Here is a 19,642-nt window from a genome sequence, read left to right as displayed (position 1 = left end):
GATCGAGCAACATCGTCGTCTCCAGGTTGGGTGGTATTGCAACCTCAGTCTGGCCTCAGACTTGGTCGCTATCCACTCCCCATGGAATCTTCGCTGCGTCGCTGCGTTCGCAATGACGGAGGACAGATTTGTCCTCCGTATCTCGCGAGGGCCTCAGTATCGGCTGCGATAATTGTCGCCGCGTCCGTAGCCGCCTCGGCCGCCCATGCCCATGCCAATTCCGATGCCTATTCCGACACCGACGGCTTCTGGCGGCGGACCGGGGGGCGGCGCGCGTTCGTAGATCACTTCATCAGGCGGCGGCCGCCGCTGCCTGGGCGGCGTGTCGACGACCTTGCGCTTCGGCGGCGTGTCGTCGGCGCGCTTCTTGATCACAGGCGCGATTGTCGGATTGACAGGTGTTGCCGGTGTCGAGGGCGTGGAGCACGGGCAGGTCGGCGCCATCGCGATTGCGACCGGGACAGGAGCGGCCGCGACCACAGCAGGCAAGACGTAGTTGCGGTTCTGCACGCGGAGCAGCAGCCTGCGTGCGGTCGCAGCCAGATCGCTGTTGTCCCAGTTCGCCAGATAGGCCTCGAACGAGGCGCGGGTGTTGATCGCGGTGGCGCGCTCCCAGGCCAGCATCTGGCGCCGGCGCTCCAGCACCGTGCGCAGGCGCGGCGTACGGGTGTCCTGAGCGTACAACTCGATATAGGCCTGATACGCCGGCACAGTGTCGTCGGTGATCACGATCTCATAGGCGACCATGGCCGGCTTGCCCTGCAAATCCTTGCGCCAGTCATCGAGGCTGCGCGTGCCGCTCGCAAGTGCCATGGAGGATGCGCCGGGAAGCGCAGTTTGATCGCCGCTGCTGTCGCCGCCAAAGAACTTGAAGTCGGTCGTCAGCGACGAGCTTTCCCAGGGGATCTGCCGTCCGTCGGTCGATTGCGCCACGGCGACGCGGATGCGCTTGAAGACTTCCTCGATCGGCAGATTGGGCTGCTTGGCGACGGTCAAAGCTGCGGTGGTGTAAGGGCTGTCGATGCCGCTGCCGTCCTCGGCTTCCGCGCCGGGTGAGGTCGAATAGGAGATGAAGGAGCCGGGCGCGCCGGCCTTGGTGTCGACCATCGCAAGCCCGTGGCCGGCGCCGCTGAGGGCCGGGAACGGATTGTTGCGGCAGGCATCGAGCATGAAGATGCGCGCCCGCGTCGGCAGCGCGCCGAGCGTGTTGAGCAAATCGTTGAGCCGCACGCCTTGAAGCGGAATGTCGGCCTCGCGCTTGGGGTCGAGATCGACCGGCACCAGATAGTTCTCGCCGTCGATCTGGAGACCGTGGCCGGCATAGAACACCAGCGCGACCGTGTCGGCGCCGCTGGCGCTGACCTTGCCGGCGAAGTCCGAGATCGCCGCGCGCATGTCGTTCTGCCCGAGATTGGCCGCCGTGGTGACGGTGAAGCCGGCATTGCCGAGCAACTCCGTCATGCCCCTGGCGTCGTTGGCGGCGTTGGGCAGTTCCGGCACGGTGCGATAGGCCGATTGACCGATCACGAGCGCGAGCCGCGCTTCGGCCGTGGCCTCCGTCGGCGTCGTCAATTGCGTGAGCGCAAGAAGGCTGGAGGCAAGGAAAAAATTGCGAAGGACTGGACGGGGCATGGTGTCTCCTCCATCGGCAATGCGCGCGAGGATCTCACCTTTTCTAGGTCGCCGCCACGCGCCTGTCTGTGCACTGGATCACGTTGCGAGCTGCGGCAAAAAGGGGCAGCAGGTCTGCCAGAGCCGGTGCAGCATCGTTCTAGCGCCATCCATGTGAATAGCGCATTGATCCATGCGCCAATTGGATTGATCTCGGGATCTGCGCGAAGGCGTGCTTTCGAGCCTCGGGCCCCATGCCGATCTGATCGGGAATCCCGCACAAACATGGTCATTTCGCTGCGCGCTGATGCCGTTGCTTTTTGCTGCACGCCGCCTTGCGACGGCCGGCCGCAAGCCTTGCCTGCGCCATCGCTTTGGCCATACAGTCCGCGCAACGGGTTGCGGCAACCACCGCGGCGCGAAAAAATAAAAATTGGGGAGAGACCGCATTATGTTTATCGTGCCCGTAAACCGTCGCGCGTTCATCAAGTCGTCGACGGGACTTGCCGCCGGCCTCGTGTTCTCCCCCGCACTGATTGGCCGCGCCGAAGCCGCGACGTTGAAGCTGAAATGCTCCTCCTCGCTGCCGAACGATCCCAAATTCGCCAACGGCCGCGTCTATTACGACAATCTCGTGAAGAACCTGAAGACGAACGGCCTCGGTGAGCAGGTCGAGGTCGCTTTCTTTCCCGACAACCAGTTGGGGCAGGAAATCGACGTCATCAACTCGGTGAAGCTCGGCGTCATCGACCTCATGGTGTCGGGCTCGTCGATCTCGGCCAATCTGGTGCCGCTGGTCGGCACCTATGACCTCGGCTTTCTGTTCTCGAGTTTCCCGCAGCAGACCAAGGCGTTCGACGCCGGCGCCGCCAAGCCGATCGAGGACGCGCTGCTCAAGGGCAGCAACATCCGCATCATCGCCTGGGCCTATAATTTCGGCTCACGCAGCGTCCTTGCGAAGAAGCCGGTGAAGACGCCGGAAGATCTCGCCGGGCTCAAGATCCGCACCCTGCCAAATCCCGTTATCACGGAATGCCTGCGCCTGATGGGCGCCGCCGCGACGCCGCTGGCGTTCGGCGAAATCTACACGGCATTGCAGGCCGGCGTGCTGGACGGGCTGGAGCACGATCCGCCGACCATCCTGGCGAGCAAGTTCTTCGAAACTGCGAAATTCTATGCGCTGACGCGGCACAATTTCTCGCCGCTCGCGATCTATTTCAGCGACGTGACCTACAATCGCATGGATCCGAAGCTGCGCGAGGGCTTTCTCGACGCCGCGAAGAAGGCCGCATCCGACACGCGTACCCATGGGCTCGCGGTCGAGAAGGAGGCGCTGTCGGCCTTGACCGAGAAGGGCGTGACGGTGGCCGAATGCGACCGCGAGGCGTTCAAAAAGCGTGTCGCGCCGCAGATCGAGAACTTCATCAAGGCGCGGCCGGAATCCAAAGTCGTCATCGACATCATCCGCGCCACGCAAGCTTGAAATGGCCAAATCTGAGCTGGCGATGACGGGCGCCGCCTCCCTCTCGGGCGGCCGCCACGGGAGCATCGCACTGCTGCTTCGCGTCAGCGACGCGATCGCAGCCATCCTGCTCGCCGCAGATCTCGTCGTTGTCTGCGGTTCCGTACTGCTGCGCTTCTGCTTCAACGCGCCGGTCGAATGGTCCGACGACGTCGCGCGCGGCCTGATGGTCGGCTCGGCCTTCTTCGGCGCGGCGAGCGCACTCGCGCGCGGCGAGAATGTCGGCGTCTCCTTCTTTCGCGATCTGGCTCCGGTGCGGCTGCGCGCGCTGGTCGACGCCGCGAGTTCACTGCTGGTGGTGCTGATCTCGGGCTACGTCGCCTACAACGCCATCAAGCTCGGCTCGCTGACGGCGGGCCAGACCACCGGATCTGGCTTGCCGCTGGAGCTGACCTTCTATCCGATGGGCATCGGCGCGCTGTTCATGACGGTGTTCGCGATCGACCATCTTTGCGCAAGGCCGCTTCCTGATATCGTCAGAGGCCTCGTTGCGATTGCCGTCGTGACCGGCCTTTATCTCGCCTGGGATTATCTGTCGCCCGCCACGGTGCCGTCGGCGGGAACGCTGATGCTGATCGGTTTCTTCGCGACGTTGGTCGGCGGATTGCCGATCGGCTTTGCGCTGGCGCTGGCCGCGCTGGTCTTCATCTGGGTCGAGGGCGCGCTGCCCGGCGTGATCTTCGCCCAGCAGATGGCGCGCGGCATCGACAATTTCGTGCTGCTCGCGATCCCGTTCTTCATCCTCGTCGGCTACCTCATGGAAGCCAACGGCATGTCGGTGCGGCTGATCGAGCTGTTGCAGCGGGGGGTCGGGCGCATGCGCGGCGGCCTCAACGTCGTGATGGTGGCCTCGATGGTGCTGTTCTCCGGCATCTCCGGCTCGAAGATGGCTGATGTCGCCGCGGTCGGCTCCGTGTTGATCCCGGCTGCGCGCCGCTCCAAGCAGAATCCGGGCGGCGCGGTGGCGCTGCTCGCGGCATCCGCGGTGATGGCGGAGACCATTCCGCCCTGCATCAACCTGATCATCCTTGGCTTCGTCGCGAACCTGTCGATCGGCGGCCTGTTCGTTGCAGGGCTGTTGCCGGCGGCGCTGATGGCGCTGGCCCTGATCGCCGTCTCTATCATCTTCGGCAAGACTCCGGCTGCTACCGAGGACGTCGAGCCGCAGATGCCGGTGTCGGGGCTGTGGAGCGGCGCGATCGCCTCGTTCGGCCTGATCTTCATGATCTTCTTCGGCTTCAAGAGCGGCTTTGCCACCGCCACGGAAATCTCGGCCTTTGCCGTCGCCTATGCACTCGTCGTCGGCAGCGTCGTGTTCCGCGAGCTCAGCTTCACATCGGCCGCGCATAGTTTTGTGCAGGGAGCGACGCGCGCGGGGCTCGTGCTGTTCATCGTTGCCGCAGCGCAATCGCTGGCGTTCACGCTGACCTTGCAGCAGGTGCCGCATGCGGTCGGCGATTTCATGCTGGGATTGTCAAAGACCAGCGGCACCTGGTTGTTCATCCTGCTCGCGATCGGCGTGCTGATCGTGATGGGCTCGGTTCTGGAGGGCGCGGCCGCGCTGATCATCTTCGGTCCACTGCTGCTGCCGGTGGCCGTGCAGCTCGGTATCGATCCCCTGCATTTCGGCGTCGTGCTCGTGATCGCGATGGGCATCGGCCTGTTCGCGCCGCCGCTCGGGCTCGGGCTCTACGGCGCTTGCCTGATCGGCAACGTGCCGATCGAGCAGACGGTGAAGCCGATCATGGGCTATCTTGGCCTGTTGTTCCTTTGCCTGCTGGTGATCGCGTTCGTGCCATGGCTCAGCACGGCATTGCCGCGCGCGTTCGGCTACTGAAGGAGTGTTGCCGTGAAAGTCCTGCTGGCCCACACGCCGGAGATGCGCCGCAACTACTACGGTGATCGCAGCCTGAGCGGCCTGCGCGCGACCGCCGAGGTGGTCCTGCACGAGAGCGATGATACGCTGGACGCCGCCGGCCTCGTTCGCGCCGCGAAAGATATCGACATCATCGTGGCCGATCGCATGACCGAGGGCCGCGGCGAAATCTTTGCGCAACTGCCGCGCTTGCGCGCTTTCGTCCGTTGCGCCGTCGACATCCGCAACGTCGATGTCGAGGCGGCCTCGAACGCCGGCGTGCTCGTGACCCGCGCCGGGCCTGGCTTCGTGCAAGCCGTTGCCGAGCTCGCGCTCGGCTTCATGGTCGATCTCTCCCGCGGCGTATCGCGGGCGACGGCCGATTACCAGGCCGGCCGCAAGCCGGAAGCGCGGATGGGCCGTCAGCTCGCCGGCAGCAAGATCGGCATCATTGGCTATGGCAGCATCGGGCGTTACCTCGCCGAGGTGGCAAAAGTGCTGCGCATGGAGGTGCTGGTCTCCGATCCCTTCGCGACAGTCAGCGATGCTGCGATCCGCCAGGTCGGTCTCGACGATCTCCTTGCCGGGTCGGACTATGTCGTCTGCCTTGCGGTTGCGAACGAAGAGACCGAGTGCCTGATCGGGCAGGCGGCGCTAGCGCGCATGCAGAGGCACGCCGTCTTCGTCAATCTCTCGCGCGGCAACCTCGTCGACGAGGCGGCGCTTGCGAAGGCGCTGTTGGAAGGCCGCATCGCAGGCGCTGCGATGGATGTCGGTCGCGCGCCAGACCAGATGCCGGCGCCGGAACTCGCGAAGCTTCCCAACGTCATCGCGACGCCGCATGTCGGTGGGCTGACGCCGCAGGCGATCGAATATCAGTCGCTGGAAACCGTGCGCCAGGTCGAAGCGATCGTCAAACGCGAGATTCCGCAGGGCGCGGTCAACGCCGAGCGCTGGACGCGGCGGCCCTGATCGACTGCGAGCGTGATCTGTTGAGGTCGAATTGAGCTTGGCACACGACTAAACGCACGCTTCTCCGTTCCCTCTCCCCTTGTGGGCAGGACTATCGCATATGACGTCTCAGCGGCGCCTGAGCGAGCGCCTCGTCCTTCGAGACGACCGCTTCGCGGCCTCCTCAGGATGAGGCTCAGCTGCATCCATCTGCGTTGAAAATGCTGCCGCATGCTCATCCGTCATCCTGAGGGCCCGCCGCAGGGCGGGCGTCTCGAAGGATGGCCGCAGTCGAGCTTCCAGCCATATGTTTCTTCCTGTGCGATAGCCCTGACCCACAACGGGAGGGAACGCATCTCTTTCGAAGCGGTAGGCGAGTCTCGTCAAATCCGGCTCTACAGCCGGTCCACCGCTCTGAACGTCCCGTCCTTCGGGGTCACCGTCAAAAACACCTTCGGTTCGATCATCCGCATGCCGACGGTGACGGTGCTGCCGCTGATGTCGAAGCGGCCGATATCGTTGATGGCGCGCAGCAGGCTCGCGCGCGCGATACATCGGGAAAAGTCTTGCCGGGTGCGGGGAAGAGCTTCGGGAAAGCTATCTCCGCAGGATGAATCGGCGATGTATCGACGGCTCCGTACTACTCCGGGGAAACCGGCAACTTACGTCGACAAAGTTCGCATCATCCCGCACTTCATTAACTAAGCCGGGTCATGCGGAACGGCCGGGTTCCGAAATTGAGCAGTTCTTAACTGCGGTCCTGTTCCGATAGTGGCTCCGGCGGCTCAACCAGAGGTTCGGTTGACCGGGGAGAGGGGACGGCGGTTTCTGGAATGGACGGTCGCGATCAGAACGATCAGGATCGGGGACGTATGACCGGATGGTGGCGTGCCGCGCCACTGCTCGGGCTGTATCGTCCTGCGCTCGTCGCGGTCGGAATCGGTCTTCTGTTCTCGATTGCGGGTGCGGCCGCAGTGGCGCGATGGGAAGACCGCGTCAACAAGATCGAGTTCGAGAACGCGGCCGAAACCGAAGCGATCGTCATGCAGAACGGCATGGGCGAGTACATCTCCAGGCTCGTCGCGCTGCGCACGCTGTTCGAATCGACCAACCAGGAGATCACCCGCAGCGAATTCGAGACCTTCAGCGCCCGCCTGTTCGAACGCCATCCCGGCATGCTGCGCATCGCGTGGGTGCCGCGCGTGAACCGCAAGGAGCGTGCCGAATACGAGGCCGCGGCGATCGCGGACGGCGTGTCCGGCTATCGCATCAAGTCGCTCCAGGGCGATGCGTTCGCGAGCGCGCCGCAGAGCGACGAGTATTTTCCGGTGTTCTACTCGACCCAGCCGAAGACGTCTTCGGTCTACGGCATGGACTACGCGACCGTTCCGGAGCGCCGCGCGGTTCTCGAGCGCGCGCGCGACGCCGATCGGGTCGCGGCCATTCGCACCCGCCTCTACGAGCCGAAGGAGGGCGGCCGGCTGCCCGACGTCCTCGTCGCCATTCCCGTCTACGCCAAGGCAACGTCGCGCGACACGGTCGTGGACCGGCGCCGCAATCTCGCCGGCTTCGTCGTCGGCGTGTTCGACCTGCCGCTGCTGATCCAGTCCATTCGCGTGACCACCGGCGCAAGCCCCGCGGTCAGCGTGAACGTCTATCCGCCGTTCACGGGGCAGATCGTCAGCCTGGAGGAAATGCTGCCGGATTATTCGTCGGCTGCCACGGCGCCGCAGTCGATGCGGGATGTCGCGCGGGCCCTGCACTGGTCGGGCAATCTCAAGATCGGCGACACCGATTGGCAAGTGCGCGCGATACCGGCTGCCGGCGGTTCGCTGGAGACGACGTACGATCGCGCGGGCGCGGTGTTGATCGTCGGCATGCTGCTGACGCTGTCGCTTTCGATCTATCTCAGGCTCGCAAGCCGCAATTCGCAGCGGCTGTCGCTGGCGAACCGGCGTGTGCTCGAACTCGCCCAGACCGACATCCTGACCGGACTGCCGAACCGCGCCTTCTTCCTCGCCCGGCTCGACGAGCTCAACGGCCGCTTGAAGGACGGCGGTCCGACCTTCTCGATCCTGATGCTCGACCTCGACCGCTTCAAGAACGTCAACGACTCGCTCGGTCACGGTGCCGGCGATGCACTGCTGCGTCAGGTCGCACAGCGGCTGAAATCCGCGGTGCGCACCGGCGACGTGCTGGCCCGGCTCGGCGGCGACGAATTCGCCATCATCCAGGAGGCCTGCGAGGATCAGCGCGTCTGCTCGACCGAACTGGTCGGGCGAATCGCAAAGCTCGTGGCCGAGCCGTTCCTGCTTCCCGGACACCGCGTCGAGATCGGCACCAGCATCGGCATTGCGATCGCGCCCGATCATGGCAGCGACCAGGAGCAGCTCCTGAAGAAGGCCGACCTTGCGCTTTACCGCTCGAAATCGGCGGGTCGCAACTGCTTCACCATCTATGACAAGGCGATGTCGGCCGAGCTCGAGGCCCGCAACACGCTGGAAGGCGATTTGCGCGACGCCATCGCACAGTGCCAGCTCGAGGTGCACTACCAGCCGTTCGTCGACGCCCTCAGCGGCGCGCGGCGCGGTTTCGAGGCGCTGGTGCGCTGGCGGCATCCGAGCCGCGGATTGATTCCGCCGGACCAGTTCATTCCGCTCGCGGAGGAAACCGGACTGATCGTGCCGCTCGGCGAATTCGTGTTGCGGCGCGCCTGCGCGGACGCGGCCGGCTGGCCCTCCCACCTCGCACTCGCCGTCAACCTGTCGCCGATCCAGTTCAAGGAGGCCGAGCTGTTCGAGATGATCAGCGCGGCACTCGCGGATTCCGGGCTGCCGCCGCAGCGACTGGAGATCGAGATCACGGAATCCGTGCTGCTTGAACGCGGGGTCGAGAACCACGCCTTCATGGAGCGGTTGAAGAGTATCGGCATCGAGCTCGCGCTCGACGATTTCGGCACCGGCTATTCGTCGCTCAGCTATCTGACCGCGTTCCCGTTCGACAAGATCAAGATCGACAAATCGTTCATCCGCAACCTCACGCATCTGCCGCGCAGCTCCGCCATCATCTCCTCGATCGTGACGCTGGCGCGCGGGCTGGACATGTCGGTTACCGCCGAGGGCGTCGAGACCCGCGAGGAGTACGAGCGGCTGAAGGCGCTCGGCGTCAATTTCGCGCAAGGTTATCTGTTTGGCCGCCCGCAGCCGATCGAGCGGATTCTGTTCGACGTGCCCGTCGAACCGTCCCAGCTCAACGCCGCCTGAGCGCGCGCCTTGTCCTTCGAGATGACCGCTTCGCGGTCTCCTCAGGACGAGGCTAAGCGGCATCGGCGCCCGTTGAACTGCTGCCGTACACTCCGTCCTCATCCTGAGGAGCCCGCCCCAAGCGGGCGTCTCGAAGGATGGCCGCAGGGTAGTTGTTCGCCGAGTTGCCCTTCAAATGCGATCGCCTTGCTCAGCGGGCATGCGCGAAAAGCGCTTGACCCGATCATTCCCGGATGGTCCGAAGGACCGTCCAGGGATGAAACACACAATGCGGCTTCCGTTCTTCTACGGCTGGGTCGTGGTCGCGGTGACCTTCGTCACCATGGCCATCGGCGTCAACGCGCGCACAGCCTTTTCGTTGTTCTTTCCTCCCATCATCTCCGAATTTGGCTGGGAGCGCGGCGTCACCGCAGGCGCCTTCTCCTTCGGCTTCGTGGTGTCGGGCATGGTCAGCCCGCTGATCGGCCGGCTGATGGATCGCGCCGGCCCGCGTGCGGTGATGGAGCTCGGCGTGGTTCTGATGGGCGGCGGGCTGCTGCTTGCGCCGCTCACGAGCCAACCCTGGCATCTCTACGTGACCATCGGCGTCATGGTCGGGGCCGGCTCGGTGTGTCTCGGCTATTCCGGACAATCGCTGTTCCTGCCGAACTGGTTCATCCGCAAGCGCGGCTTCGCGATCGGTATCGCCTTCGCCGGCGTCGGCATCGGCTCGGTGACGCTGCTGCCATGGGTGCAGCACATGATCGAGCAGACCGGCTGGCGCACCGCCTGTACCGCGATGGGTCTGATGATCCTGATCGTGCTGGCACCGATCAATCTGTTCCTGCACAGGCGCCCCGACGATATCGGCCTCCGGCCGGACGGCGATGCCGCCCCGGCCGCGGGTACCGCAAAGCCCGTCTCCAACATTGTCGATCCCGTCTGGGTTGGTACCGAGTGGACGCTTCGGCGCGCCGTCGCTACTGCGCGGTTCTGGTGGATCGCGCTCGGCTATTTCTGCGGCCTTTACATCTGGTATGCGGTGCAGGTGCACCAGACCAAATTCCTGCTCGACATCGGCTTCAGTTCGAATGTCGCGGTGTGGGCACTCGGCATCGTCAGCCTGCTTGGCATTCCCGGCCAGATCCTGCTCGGCCATGTCTCCGATCGGATCGGGCGGGAATGGGTGTGGGCGATCAGCTGCGCGGGCTTTGCGATCTCTTTCGCGGCGCTGATGGCACTGAAATTCCAGCCGTCCTTATGGCTGGTCTATCTCATGGTGTTCACGCAAGGCGCGCTCGGCTACGGCCTCACCTCGATCATGGGCGCAGTGGTGTTCGAGATTTTTCAGGGCAAGCACCAGGGCAGCGTCTTCGGCACGATCATGCTGGCGGCATTGGCCGGCGGCGCGGCCGGACCCTGGGTCACCGGCTTGCTCTATGATCGGGCCGGCGACTACACGCTTGCCTTCGGCATCGCCATCATCGTGAGCGGATTGTCGGCGCTCTCGATCTGGCAGGCCGCGCCGCGCAAGGTACGCGCGGTGGCCGGCAAGCTTCAGGCGGGAACCGGCGCTGAATAGGTTCCACACGTGGCGCGTTCATGCTGGACAGCGTCGCCGCGCTCGAGACGATGAACGCGATCCGGGAGCTCGGCGTCGGGCTTTCGGTGGACGATTTCGGCACCGGCTATTCCAGCCTCAGCCGGCTCGCGCATCTGCCGATCCGCGAGCTGAAGATCGACCGCAGTTTTATGCGCGACATCGAGCGCGACGCGGGCGCCCTCGCAATCGCCACCGCCGTGGTGCGCGTCGGCCAGGGCCTCGGCATGACCGTCGTCGCCGAAGGCGTCGAGACCGAGGCGCAGCGCAAGGTGCTGGCCGAACTCGGCTGCGACGTCGTGCAAGGCTTCCTCTACGCACCCGCGCTCGCGCCTGTAGCCTTCGAGCGCTGGCTGATCGAGCACTGTGCCGAGCAGGCGCGGGCGACGCTGGGCAGGCTTGATGTCAAGCCGGTTGACGCGGCTGCGGTGAAGCGGTCGGCGTAGGGCGTGTACTCTCGGCGCCAATTATCCCGAAGGCTTGCATCCCGAAGGCTTGCATCCCGAATGCGTGCCATGTCCGCGGACAAGGGCAGCTCGCCGTGAAACGCGTTACTTCGATCGTACCTGGTTTGATTTTGGTCGGCATTGACGTGGCAATGCATAGTGAACGGTCAGCAAGCTTGCGTTCCTGTCATCGAAAATCAAATGATCGGTCAAGGCCATTTCGGCGCGCATGGCATTGCAGCAGAAGATCATCAATCGATTCAAAAGGGGCAGCTTGCTCACGGACCGGTAAAGCTCGCCACATTCGATAGTCAGGTTCTGCCGGCCTTGCGTGCTCGCCAATTCGAGCCGGGATCGAATCTCTTGCCGGAAATGATCCGTTGAAACCATGCAGCATCCGATAGCCGAAAACCCTTCCGAAAAGGGGGATCAGCCGGCCAGGATTGGAATCGAGCAATTGCCCCGTCAACTCAGACGTCAGGTCGTGTGACCATAGAGCAATGCCAACACAAAGATACAGCTAATAAAGCCGATCTGATTGATGCTCTCGTCTCGCTATTGGGTGACGACGTTCCTATATGCTTGAGATCACCGCCCGCCCCAGGTAGTTATCGGTGACTGAGAGCATTGCGCTCCCGCCTCAACCACGAAGGCGGTCGGATGTCTGATACCCCAAAATACAAATCTCCTGAAGTGGCTGGTACCCGCGGTGCCGTTGCCCGATTTCCTTGTTTTGCCGGCCGCTGTGTCGGCCTCATGCATCGGGAATCCATTTTTGATTGATCTGCGGCAGCGATCTCGCACGCAGATCGGTCAGGAGGTTACTTGGCAAATACAGCAGCTGTCCGAGACTCTAACGGTCGTCCAGCCACATTCACTGGATCGAAGACCGGGCAGGACGACGCCCCGTTTGTCTTCGTCAAGGTCGGCGATGAAGAACGCCGCATGCGAAGGGCTGAATGGGATGCGCTCCCGCCCTGGACCGGCCCGCGCCCGGCACGCACGGTCACCGACTGATGCCACAGCCTTTGGGAGGCCCGCTTGACGATCGAACATGCCATCGTGCGAGCCAGGCCGAAGCCCTGGGGCAGCCTCGATCTGCGTCCCTGGAGCCAGGCGTCGACCGGCGACGGCCCGATCGGGGAATTGTGGTTTGAGCGCCCGGGTCTTGCTGCGCCGAAGACCGCGTTGCTGCTCAAAATGCTCTTCACCACTGAGCCGCTATCGATTCAAGTTCATCCGGATGATGCGTTCGCGCACTCGATCGGGCTTGCCAACGGCAAGACCGAAGCCTGGTACATCGTCTCCGCGGTCCCCGGTGCGCAGGTCGCGGTGGGACTGAACTATCCGCGCTCTGCCGCCGAGTTGCGAACCGCGGTCACTGACGGCTCGATCGCCGATATCGTGCATTGGCAGCCGGTTCATCCAGGCGACGTCATTTTCATTCCTGCTGGAACCATTCATGCGATCGGCGCTGGCATCGTGCTCGTCGAAATCCAGCAGCACAGCGACGCCACGTTCCGGCTGTTCGACTATGGACGAGAGCGCCAACTGCACATCGACAATGCCGTCGCGGTGGCAACGGCAGGCCCTCGCAAAATCCAATTGCCTTCTGAACGTCTGAGCGGCGCGCGAACGGTCCTCACCGTCAATTCTTATTTTGCGCTGGAGCAAACTGACCTTGCTCCAGGCTCCGTTTGGATGCTCGACGCACCGAAAGAGACTTGGCTGCTGGCGATCGAAGGTCACGCCCAACTCGGCCCGACGAGGCTCGCGCCGGGGGACGCGTTTTTCCTGGAAGCCGACCATGCGGAAATCGAGGTAGGTGCGAACGGGTTGAAAGCGCTACTGGCCTATCCCGGCCCGAAGGCAAACCCTGCCGCGTTAATAGAGCGCAGCGCCGCGAGCGCCAGTCGCGTACCGCACGCTTTTCCCAGCGCCCTGGTCCCGACCCCCTTCGAGACCGCCGCGCTCAAACAATCGGAGACGCCAAATTGGCTACCGTAAATCGTATCGCATTCATCGGGAATTCGCTTCCCCGCCGCTGCGGCATTGCGACCTTCACCACCGACTTGCAGAGCGCCATTGCGGCGTCCCGGGGCGATCTGGAAACCGTCATCGTCGCGATGACCGATCACGGCCAAGTCTACGATTATCCTGCCACCGTGAGCCTGGAGATCAACGACGACCGGCAAGATGATTATGTCCGTGCGGCCGCTTATCTGAACAGCGGCGGCTTCGAGGCCGTTTCGTTGCAACATGAATTCGGCATTTTCGGCGGCGAAGCCGGAGGTCAGATCATGGCGCTCTTGTCGCGCCTGACCATACCGATCGTGACAACCCTGCATACGGTCTTGTCCGAGCCGACAGAGGCTCAGCGCGATGTCATCGCACGCATCGTCGAGTCCTCGTCCAAGGTCGTCGTGATGGCTGAAAAAGGTCGGGAATTGTTGCGCTCCGTCTATCACGTGGCTGACGAGAAGATCGAAATCATCCCGCACGGCATCCCGGAGTTCGCGTTTGTCGAACCCGACGCGGCCAAGGCTGCGCTCGGATTCAGCAACAAGTCGGTCATCCTGACGTTCGGATTGCTGTCGCCGAACAAGGGTATCGAAGTCATGATCGATGCGATGCCTTCTATTCTGAAGACCCGACCCGACGCCGTTTACGTCGTGCTCGGTGCGACGCATCCCAACCTCGTGCGAGATCGGGGCGAAGCCTATCGTGAGGCCCTGATGGCGCACGCGCGCCGGGCTGGAGTCGAGGATCACGTGGTGTTCCTCGATCAGTTCGTCGACAAGAAAACGCTGCTCGATTTCATCTCGATGTCCGACGTCTACGTAACGCCGTACCTCAGTGAAGCCCAGATGACGTCGGGCACGCTTGCCTATAGTTTTGGCCTCGGTAAAGCCGTGGTTTCAACTCCGTATTGGCATGCCCGCGAACTATTAGCCGATGGCCGCGGCATCCTGGTTCCGTTTGGCGATGCGGCAGCGCTTGGCATCGAAATCGCCAAGCTGCTCACCAACGACGTGCTTCGGCAGGCGATGCGCAAGCGCGCCTATTCGAGCAGCCGCGCGATGACGTGGGAAAGAACCGCCGAACGCTATATGTCGGTATTCGAGAACGCGGGCCGCCGGCATCGGCTCAAGACCATTGCGCGCACGGATACTGGTACGCTGCTGCGCGACAGCCGCGCCCCGCCGGAAATGCAGCTCGGCCATTTCCTGTCGATGTGCGACGACACCGGACTGTTTCAGCATGCCGTTCATAGCGTGCCGGATCGTGCCCACGGCTATTGCGTCGACGACAACGCCCGGGCGCTGCTCGTGGCCTGTGCGCTCAACAATCCGGGCGAAGAGCGGCTGCCGGAAGCCCTGACGGCGCGATTTGCCGCCTTCGTCCAGCACGCCTGGAATCCGGATACACGGCGGTTTCGCAATTTCATGGGCTTCAACCGCTGCTGGTTGGAGGACAGGGGGTCGGAGGATAGCCACGGACGCACGCTTTGGGCCTTGGGCGTCTGCGCGCTTACCGATGCCAGCCCGTCGCGGCGCTCATGGGCCGCGGCGCTGTTTTCCGAAGCGATGGTGACGGTGGAAAGTTTTCGTTCGCCCCGTGCGTGGGCGTTCGTATTGTTGGGCCTCGATGCTTACTGCTCGGCTGTTCCGGACGATTTCCAGGCGACCCGCCTGCGTGCCGTGCTTGCCGATCGGTTGATTTTGATCTTCGATACCGTGGCAACCGGCGATTGGGTCTGGTTCGAGGACGGGTTGGCCTACGATAACGCCCGCTTGTCCCAGGCGCTCATCATTACCGGCTTGGCAAGCAAGACATCGCGCTATGTCAATATCGGGCTGGAGTCGCTGCGCTGGCTTGTGAAGCGGCAAACCTCAGCGAAGGGCCAATTCCGCCCGATCGGCACGGCGGGATTCGGTGATCGACGCCGACCGCCGCAAGCCTTCGACCAGCAGCCGCTGGAAGCCGCGGCGACCATCGCGGCGTGCCTCGCCGCGTGGCGGGCCGATCACGATGTCGAGTGGAAAGCCGAAGCCGCACGAGTATTCGCGTGGTTTCTGGGCAGTAACGATTTGTCGGCCTCGCTGGTCGATTTGGAAACCGGAAGCTGCCGGGATGGCCTGCACCCCGATCGTCCTAATGAGAATCGGGGCGGGGAATCCGTGGTGTCGTATCTGCTTGGCCTTTCCGAGATTCGGCAGATTGCCCGCCTCAGCGAAAGCCGGGCCAAGCCTGCTCCTCTGGTCGCTTGACGGCGCCGATGACGATTTTCTCTTTCAACCAATCGAGGCCGTTTTGTCGCAATCTCCCTTCCTCAAACGCCAAGCCCTTCAGCTGCGGCCGGACCCGACCCGTGTCATCGTTCGGCCATTCAAGCCGGCGACAGAGCCGCGCGACCTCAATCCGACGGACAAGACCCGCGCCAACCATATCGTCGAACGGGTTCTCGCGCTCGATCCCGAGACGGCCGACCGGCAATTGGCCGACGTTCTGGAGAACTTCCTCGGCCGTCACCGCAACCTGTTGCAGATCTTCGAGGCGCGCGCCGCGGAAATGGAACAGGCGCTGGCCGACCATGCCGTATTCACGAAGGTCCAGCGCCAACTCGCCGGCGCCTATTTTCTCAACGAATATTCGTTCGAGGCCTCGGCATTGTTCAATCCGAGTATCGTGCCACATCCCGATCAGTCCGGAACGCCGGACGGCAGCCTCCGCTTCATCCTAAGTCTTCGTGCCGTTGGCGAGGGTCATGTGTCTTCCCTGACATTTCGGTCGGGGCTTATTGCGGCAGACGGGGCCGTGACCATCGACCCGACGGGGCGTCTTGCATCCAGCCCCGATCTCGTCAGGCTGACATCGGGCGCCGGCGGCGACGAGATTGACGTTACGTTCGCGGCTGGGGAAGATCTGAGCGAGCGGGTGATTTTTCCGGTCACCGAAGCGCAGTCGAACGGGATCGAGGATGCCCGCTTTGTGCAATTCAGCAACGCCGGACAGAAGATCTACTACGCGACCTACACCGCCTATAGCGGACGGGCGATCCGGTCGGAACTGATCGAGACGTCCGATTTTGTATCGTTCCGGCTATCGACCTTGAAGGGCAATGCCGCGCGCAACAAGGGCATGGCGTTATTCCCGCGCAAGATCGGGGGCAGATATGCGATGATCGCGCGCCAGGACAACGAAAACCTCTATCTGATCTTTTCCGACGATCTCCATACGTGGGATGGCGGCCAGCCGATTCTGAAGCCTCGATACCCCTGGGAATTTGTGCAGATCGGCAATTGCGGGTCACCGATCGAACTCGACGGAGGGTGGCTGCTGCTGACGCACGGCGTCGGCCCTTTGCGAAAATATTCGATCGGGGCCGCGCTGCTGGACAAAAAGGACCCTTCGAAGGTGCTCGGCCGCCTGCGCGAGCCGCTATTGCGCCCAGACCCTTCCGAACGCGAAGGATATGTTCCAAACGTCGTCTATACCTGCGGCGCGATGCGCCATCGCGACAAGATCATCTTCCCCTATGCGGTCTCCGACAGCTTCTGCAATTTCGCGACAATCGAGATCGCATCCTTGATCGCGGCCATGGACAGCAGCGCATTGGAACTGCGCTGACCGTTCTCGAAATTCATCCGGCCGGTGAGATTGAAAAGACGGTGAAGCGGTCGGCGGAGGGCGCGACCTTCGGCTGGATCGCTCGCAAACAATGGTCGTCTCCAGGGGTCTCTCTACACCCACGGGCACAGCGAGCGCGTGACGCTCTTTACCGATATGATCGCGGAGCAGCTGGAGTTCACTGCCGAGCGGCGACGCTGGCTCAAGCGTGCCGCGCTGCTGCACGACATCGGCAAGCTCGGCGTCAGCAACGCCATCTTCGACAAGCCCGGCAAGCTGGACGAAGCCGAATGGGATGTCATGCGCATGCATTCCGCGCATTCGGAAGCAATTCTGTCCGTATCGGCGCGTTTGGCGAACTCGCCCCGATCGCCGGCGCGCATCATGAGCGGCTGGACGGCAAAGGCTATCCTCGTGGCCTCGCGGGAGACCAGATCTGCCTGGACATCCGAATCATCACGACCGGAGATATCTTCGACGTGCTCACCGCAGACCGGCCGTATCGCGCTGCGATGCCGGTCACGAAAGCTCTTGCGATCATGGCGGAGATGATCGGCACCCAAATCGACCCGGACTGCTTTGCAGCTCTTCGTCGAGCGCTCGGACGCGTCGACGAGACGCTTGCGGCTTAACGAGCGTTCCGACGCTGTCATTGGGCTTCCGCCGAGAAGCGGCAGTGGGATGCGATCGTGACCCGTGTCAGCCGCACGCCTGAGCGGCGGTTGATCCGTTTCACAAGGCCGATCGCGCGTGAAAGCTCGACAGAGTTCTGAAGCTCGTCCTAATCCGAGGCCAATCCCGTCCTGCGCCGCAAATCCGTGATCGCGCGCAAGAAGCTGTCGGGCGGCGTTGTCTCCGGATCGATCAGGCGGTGCAGGCGAAAGCCGTCTTCCAGGGCCAGCACGACGGAGGCTATCCATGGCGGGTTCAGCTTGTCGCCCTTCGCGTTGCTCTTCAACGTGGCCTCGACGATATCGGCGACCAGCTTGCGCCGCGCGCGCAGGCGCTTGGCAAGTTCAGGCCGGCGCTTCTCGGCGCGCGCGACGAACAGGATCATCTCCATGTGCAGCAGCGGCGAACGGCCGAGCGGATCCTGCCTTGTGCGATCCATCGTCTTCAGCGCCGCGATGAAATCGTCGAGATTGTCGTGCTGCGCGAGGATGTCCATGTTGCGCCGGATCGACTGCTCGACATGATCCTCGAGCATGGCGATGATCAGCTCGTCCTTGCTTTTGAAATTGGAATAGAACGCTCCCCGGGTGAAGCCGGCGGCCGCCGCGATCGCCTCGATGCTGGCGCCGCCGATGCCGTCTTGCTCGAACATGCGGGCGGCCGCCTCGAACAGCCTGTCGCGCGTGTCATCCCTGGTCGGCCTGGTTCTCACTCTTGACATCGGAGCAGTTTAGGGCAGAATGCAACTCGATACAACAATGTATCGAGTTTATAATTCGGGTATGCTTACGCTGCGCAAGAGGGGCTGCCCGGCGTATTCGATTCATGCGGCAACCGATATGAGGTCACCATGAACGAGCACGTGCAAGGCGCCGGCGGTCCGCTGTTCAATCCGCTGTCGCCGGACTTCATCCGCGATCCCTATCCGCATTATGACCGGCTCCGCGCGATCTTTCCGATCCACGTGACGCCCTTTGGCCAGTTCGTCGCCAGCCGCCATGCCGATGTCAGCCTCGTGATGCGCGACAAGCGCTTCGGCAAGGATTTCGTCGAGCGTTCCAGGCGCCGCTATAGCGAGAAGATCATGGAGGAGCCGGTCTTCCGCAGCATGAGTCACTGGATGCTGCAGGCCGATCCGCCCGACCACACCCGCCTGCGCGGCCTCGTCGTGAAGGCCTTCACCGCCCGCCGCGTCGAGGACATGCGGCCGCGCATCCAGGAGATCGTCGACCAGACCATCGATGCCGTGATCGACCGCGGCCACATGGACCTGATCGAGGACTTCGCCTTCCGCCTGCCTGTCACCATCATCTGCGACATGCTCGGCATCCCCGAGGATCATCGCGAGACTTTCTATAGCAGCTCGCGCGACGGCGGACGGCTGCTCGACCCCGTGCCGCTCTCGCCGGAGGAGATCGCGAAAGGCAACGCCGGCAACATGATGGCGCAGATGTATTTCCAGCAGCTGTTCGAGCTGCGCCGCCGCAACCCCGGCGACGATCTCATCACGCAGCTGGTGCAGGCCGAGGAAGACGGCAAACAAGCTCACCAACGAGGAACTGACCGCCAACATCATCCTGTTGTTTGGCGCCGGCCACGAGACCACGGTCAATCTGATCGGCAACGGCCTGCTTGCGCTGCATCGCAATCCGGATCAGCTCGCGCTCCTGAAGGCACGGCCGGAACTGATGGTGGGCGCGATCGAGGAATTTTTGCGCTACGATTCCTCGGTGCAGATGACCGGGCGGGTCGCGCTGGAGGATATTGATGATCTCGGCGGCGCGAGGATCCCCAAGGGCGAGACCGTGCTCTGCCTGCTGGGCTCGGCCAACCGCGACCCGGCGGTCTATCCTGACCGCCCCGACCGGCTCGACGTCACCCGCCAGAATGTGAGGCCGCTGTCGTTCGGCGGCGGCATCCATTTCTGCCTGGGGGCCCAATTGGCGCGCATCGAGGCCGAGATCGCCATCGCCACGCTGCTGCGGCGGCTGCCGGATCTGCGCATCGACGACGTCGACAATCCGGAATGGCGGCCCACCTTCGTGCTGCGCGGCCTGAAGCGGCTGCCCGCGAGCTGGTGATAGCTGCCGGCGTTAACCTCCGCGCGCAACA

General features: G+C 63.4%; 12 protein-coding genes and 3 pseudogenes. 13 read left to right on the top strand and 2 right to left on the bottom strand.

Annotated elements, in window-relative coordinates; genetic code table 11:
- Nucleotides 1-153: 153 nt before the first annotated feature.
- Nucleotides 154-1,632 (bottom strand): caspase family protein, encoded by a 1,479-nt coding sequence (locus tag ABIB06_RS27510; RefSeq protein WP_354050973.1) that lies wholly within the window; start codon nucleotides 1,630-1,632, stop codon nucleotides 154-156.
- Nucleotides 1,633-2,062: 430 nt separating this feature from the next.
- Here ABIB06_RS27510 and ABIB06_RS27505 point away from each other — a divergent pair, with 430 nt between their 5' ends.
- The 12 genes and pseudogenes from ABIB06_RS27505 (at nucleotide 2,063) to ABIB06_RS27450 (ending at nucleotide 17,490) form a co-directional block, all read left to right on the top strand.
- Nucleotides 2,063-3,094 carry a TRAP transporter substrate-binding protein gene (locus ABIB06_RS27505; RefSeq protein ID WP_354050975.1) on the top strand — a complete coding sequence of 344 codons (1,032 nt, stop codon included), beginning with the start codon at nucleotides 2,063-2,065 and terminating at the stop codon, nucleotides 3,092-3,094.
- A 22-nt stretch (nucleotides 3,095-3,116) separates the two neighbouring features.
- Nucleotides 3,117-4,970 (top strand): TRAP transporter large permease, encoded by a 1,854-nt coding sequence (locus tag ABIB06_RS27500; protein ID WP_247347868.1) that lies wholly within the window; start codon nucleotides 3,117-3,119, stop codon nucleotides 4,968-4,970.
- Between the two features lie 12 nt (nucleotides 4,971-4,982).
- Complete coding sequence (locus ABIB06_RS27495) at nucleotides 4,983-5,960, top strand: hydroxyacid dehydrogenase (protein ID WP_354050977.1); 978 nt, start codon at nucleotides 4,983-4,985, stop codon at nucleotides 5,958-5,960.
- A 210-nt stretch (nucleotides 5,961-6,170) separates the two neighbouring features.
- On the top strand, nucleotides 6,171-6,644 hold the full coding sequence (locus ABIB06_RS27490) for a hypothetical protein (RefSeq protein WP_354050979.1): 474 nt from the start codon (nucleotides 6,171-6,173) through the stop codon (nucleotides 6,642-6,644).
- A 167-nt stretch (nucleotides 6,645-6,811) separates the two neighbouring features.
- A complete protein-coding gene (locus tag ABIB06_RS27485) occupies nucleotides 6,812-9,202 on the top strand; it encodes a bifunctional diguanylate cyclase/phosphodiesterase (protein ID WP_354069466.1) in 2,391 nt (796 codons plus the stop codon).
- 268 nt (nucleotides 9,203-9,470) lie between these two features.
- Nucleotides 9,471-10,763: an MFS transporter gene (locus ABIB06_RS27480; RefSeq protein ID WP_354051119.1), complete on the top strand. Its 1,293-nt coding sequence runs from the start codon at nucleotides 9,471-9,473 to the stop codon at nucleotides 10,761-10,763.
- 5 nt (nucleotides 10,764-10,768) lie between these two features.
- Nucleotides 10,769-11,227: pseudogene (locus tag ABIB06_RS27475) on the top strand (EAL domain-containing protein); the annotation flags it as partial.
- Nucleotides 11,228-11,386: 159 nt separating this feature from the next.
- The gene (locus tag ABIB06_RS27470; RefSeq protein WP_247347624.1) at nucleotides 11,387-11,611 is read left to right on the top strand and encodes a hypothetical protein; all 225 of its coding nucleotides are present in this window, start codon (nucleotides 11,387-11,389) and stop codon (nucleotides 11,609-11,611) included.
- Between the two features lie 657 nt (nucleotides 11,612-12,268).
- Nucleotides 12,269-13,234 (top strand): class I mannose-6-phosphate isomerase, encoded by a 966-nt coding sequence (locus ABIB06_RS27465; protein ID WP_354050983.1) that lies wholly within the window; start codon nucleotides 12,269-12,271, stop codon nucleotides 13,232-13,234.
- On the top strand, nucleotides 13,222-15,498 hold the full coding sequence (locus ABIB06_RS27460; RefSeq protein ID WP_354050985.1) for a glycosyltransferase family 4 protein: 2,277 nt from the start codon (nucleotides 13,222-13,224) through the stop codon (nucleotides 15,496-15,498). The genes ABIB06_RS27465 and ABIB06_RS27460 overlap by 13 nt, the downstream gene beginning before the upstream one ends.
- 43 nt (nucleotides 15,499-15,541) lie before the next feature.
- Nucleotides 15,542-16,858, top strand: a complete 1,317-nt coding sequence (locus ABIB06_RS27455) for a glycoside hydrolase family 130 protein (RefSeq protein ID WP_354050987.1) — start codon at nucleotides 15,542-15,544, stop codon at nucleotides 16,856-16,858.
- Nucleotides 16,859-17,014: 156 nt separating this feature from the next.
- Nucleotides 17,015-17,490 (top strand): annotated as a pseudogene (locus tag ABIB06_RS27450) (HD-GYP domain-containing protein).
- A gap of 149 nt (nucleotides 17,491-17,639) precedes the next feature.
- Here ABIB06_RS27450 and ABIB06_RS27445 read toward each other — a convergent pair.
- Nucleotides 17,640-18,251, bottom strand: a complete 612-nt coding sequence (locus tag ABIB06_RS27445) for a TetR/AcrR family transcriptional regulator (protein WP_354050989.1) — start codon at nucleotides 18,249-18,251, stop codon at nucleotides 17,640-17,642.
- A gap of 129 nt (nucleotides 18,252-18,380) precedes the next feature.
- Here ABIB06_RS27445 and ABIB06_RS27440 point away from each other — a divergent pair.
- Nucleotides 18,381-19,611 (top strand): annotated as a pseudogene (locus ABIB06_RS27440) (cytochrome P450).
- Nucleotides 19,612-19,642 lie beyond the last annotated feature (31 nt).

The organism is Bradyrhizobium sp. LB8.2 (assembly GCF_040548035.1).
Classification (GTDB): Bacteria; Pseudomonadota; Alphaproteobacteria; order Rhizobiales; family Xanthobacteraceae; genus Bradyrhizobium.
The sequence above is the reverse complement of the archived record's forward strand: the minus strand, read 5'-3'. Positions and strand labels throughout refer to the sequence as shown.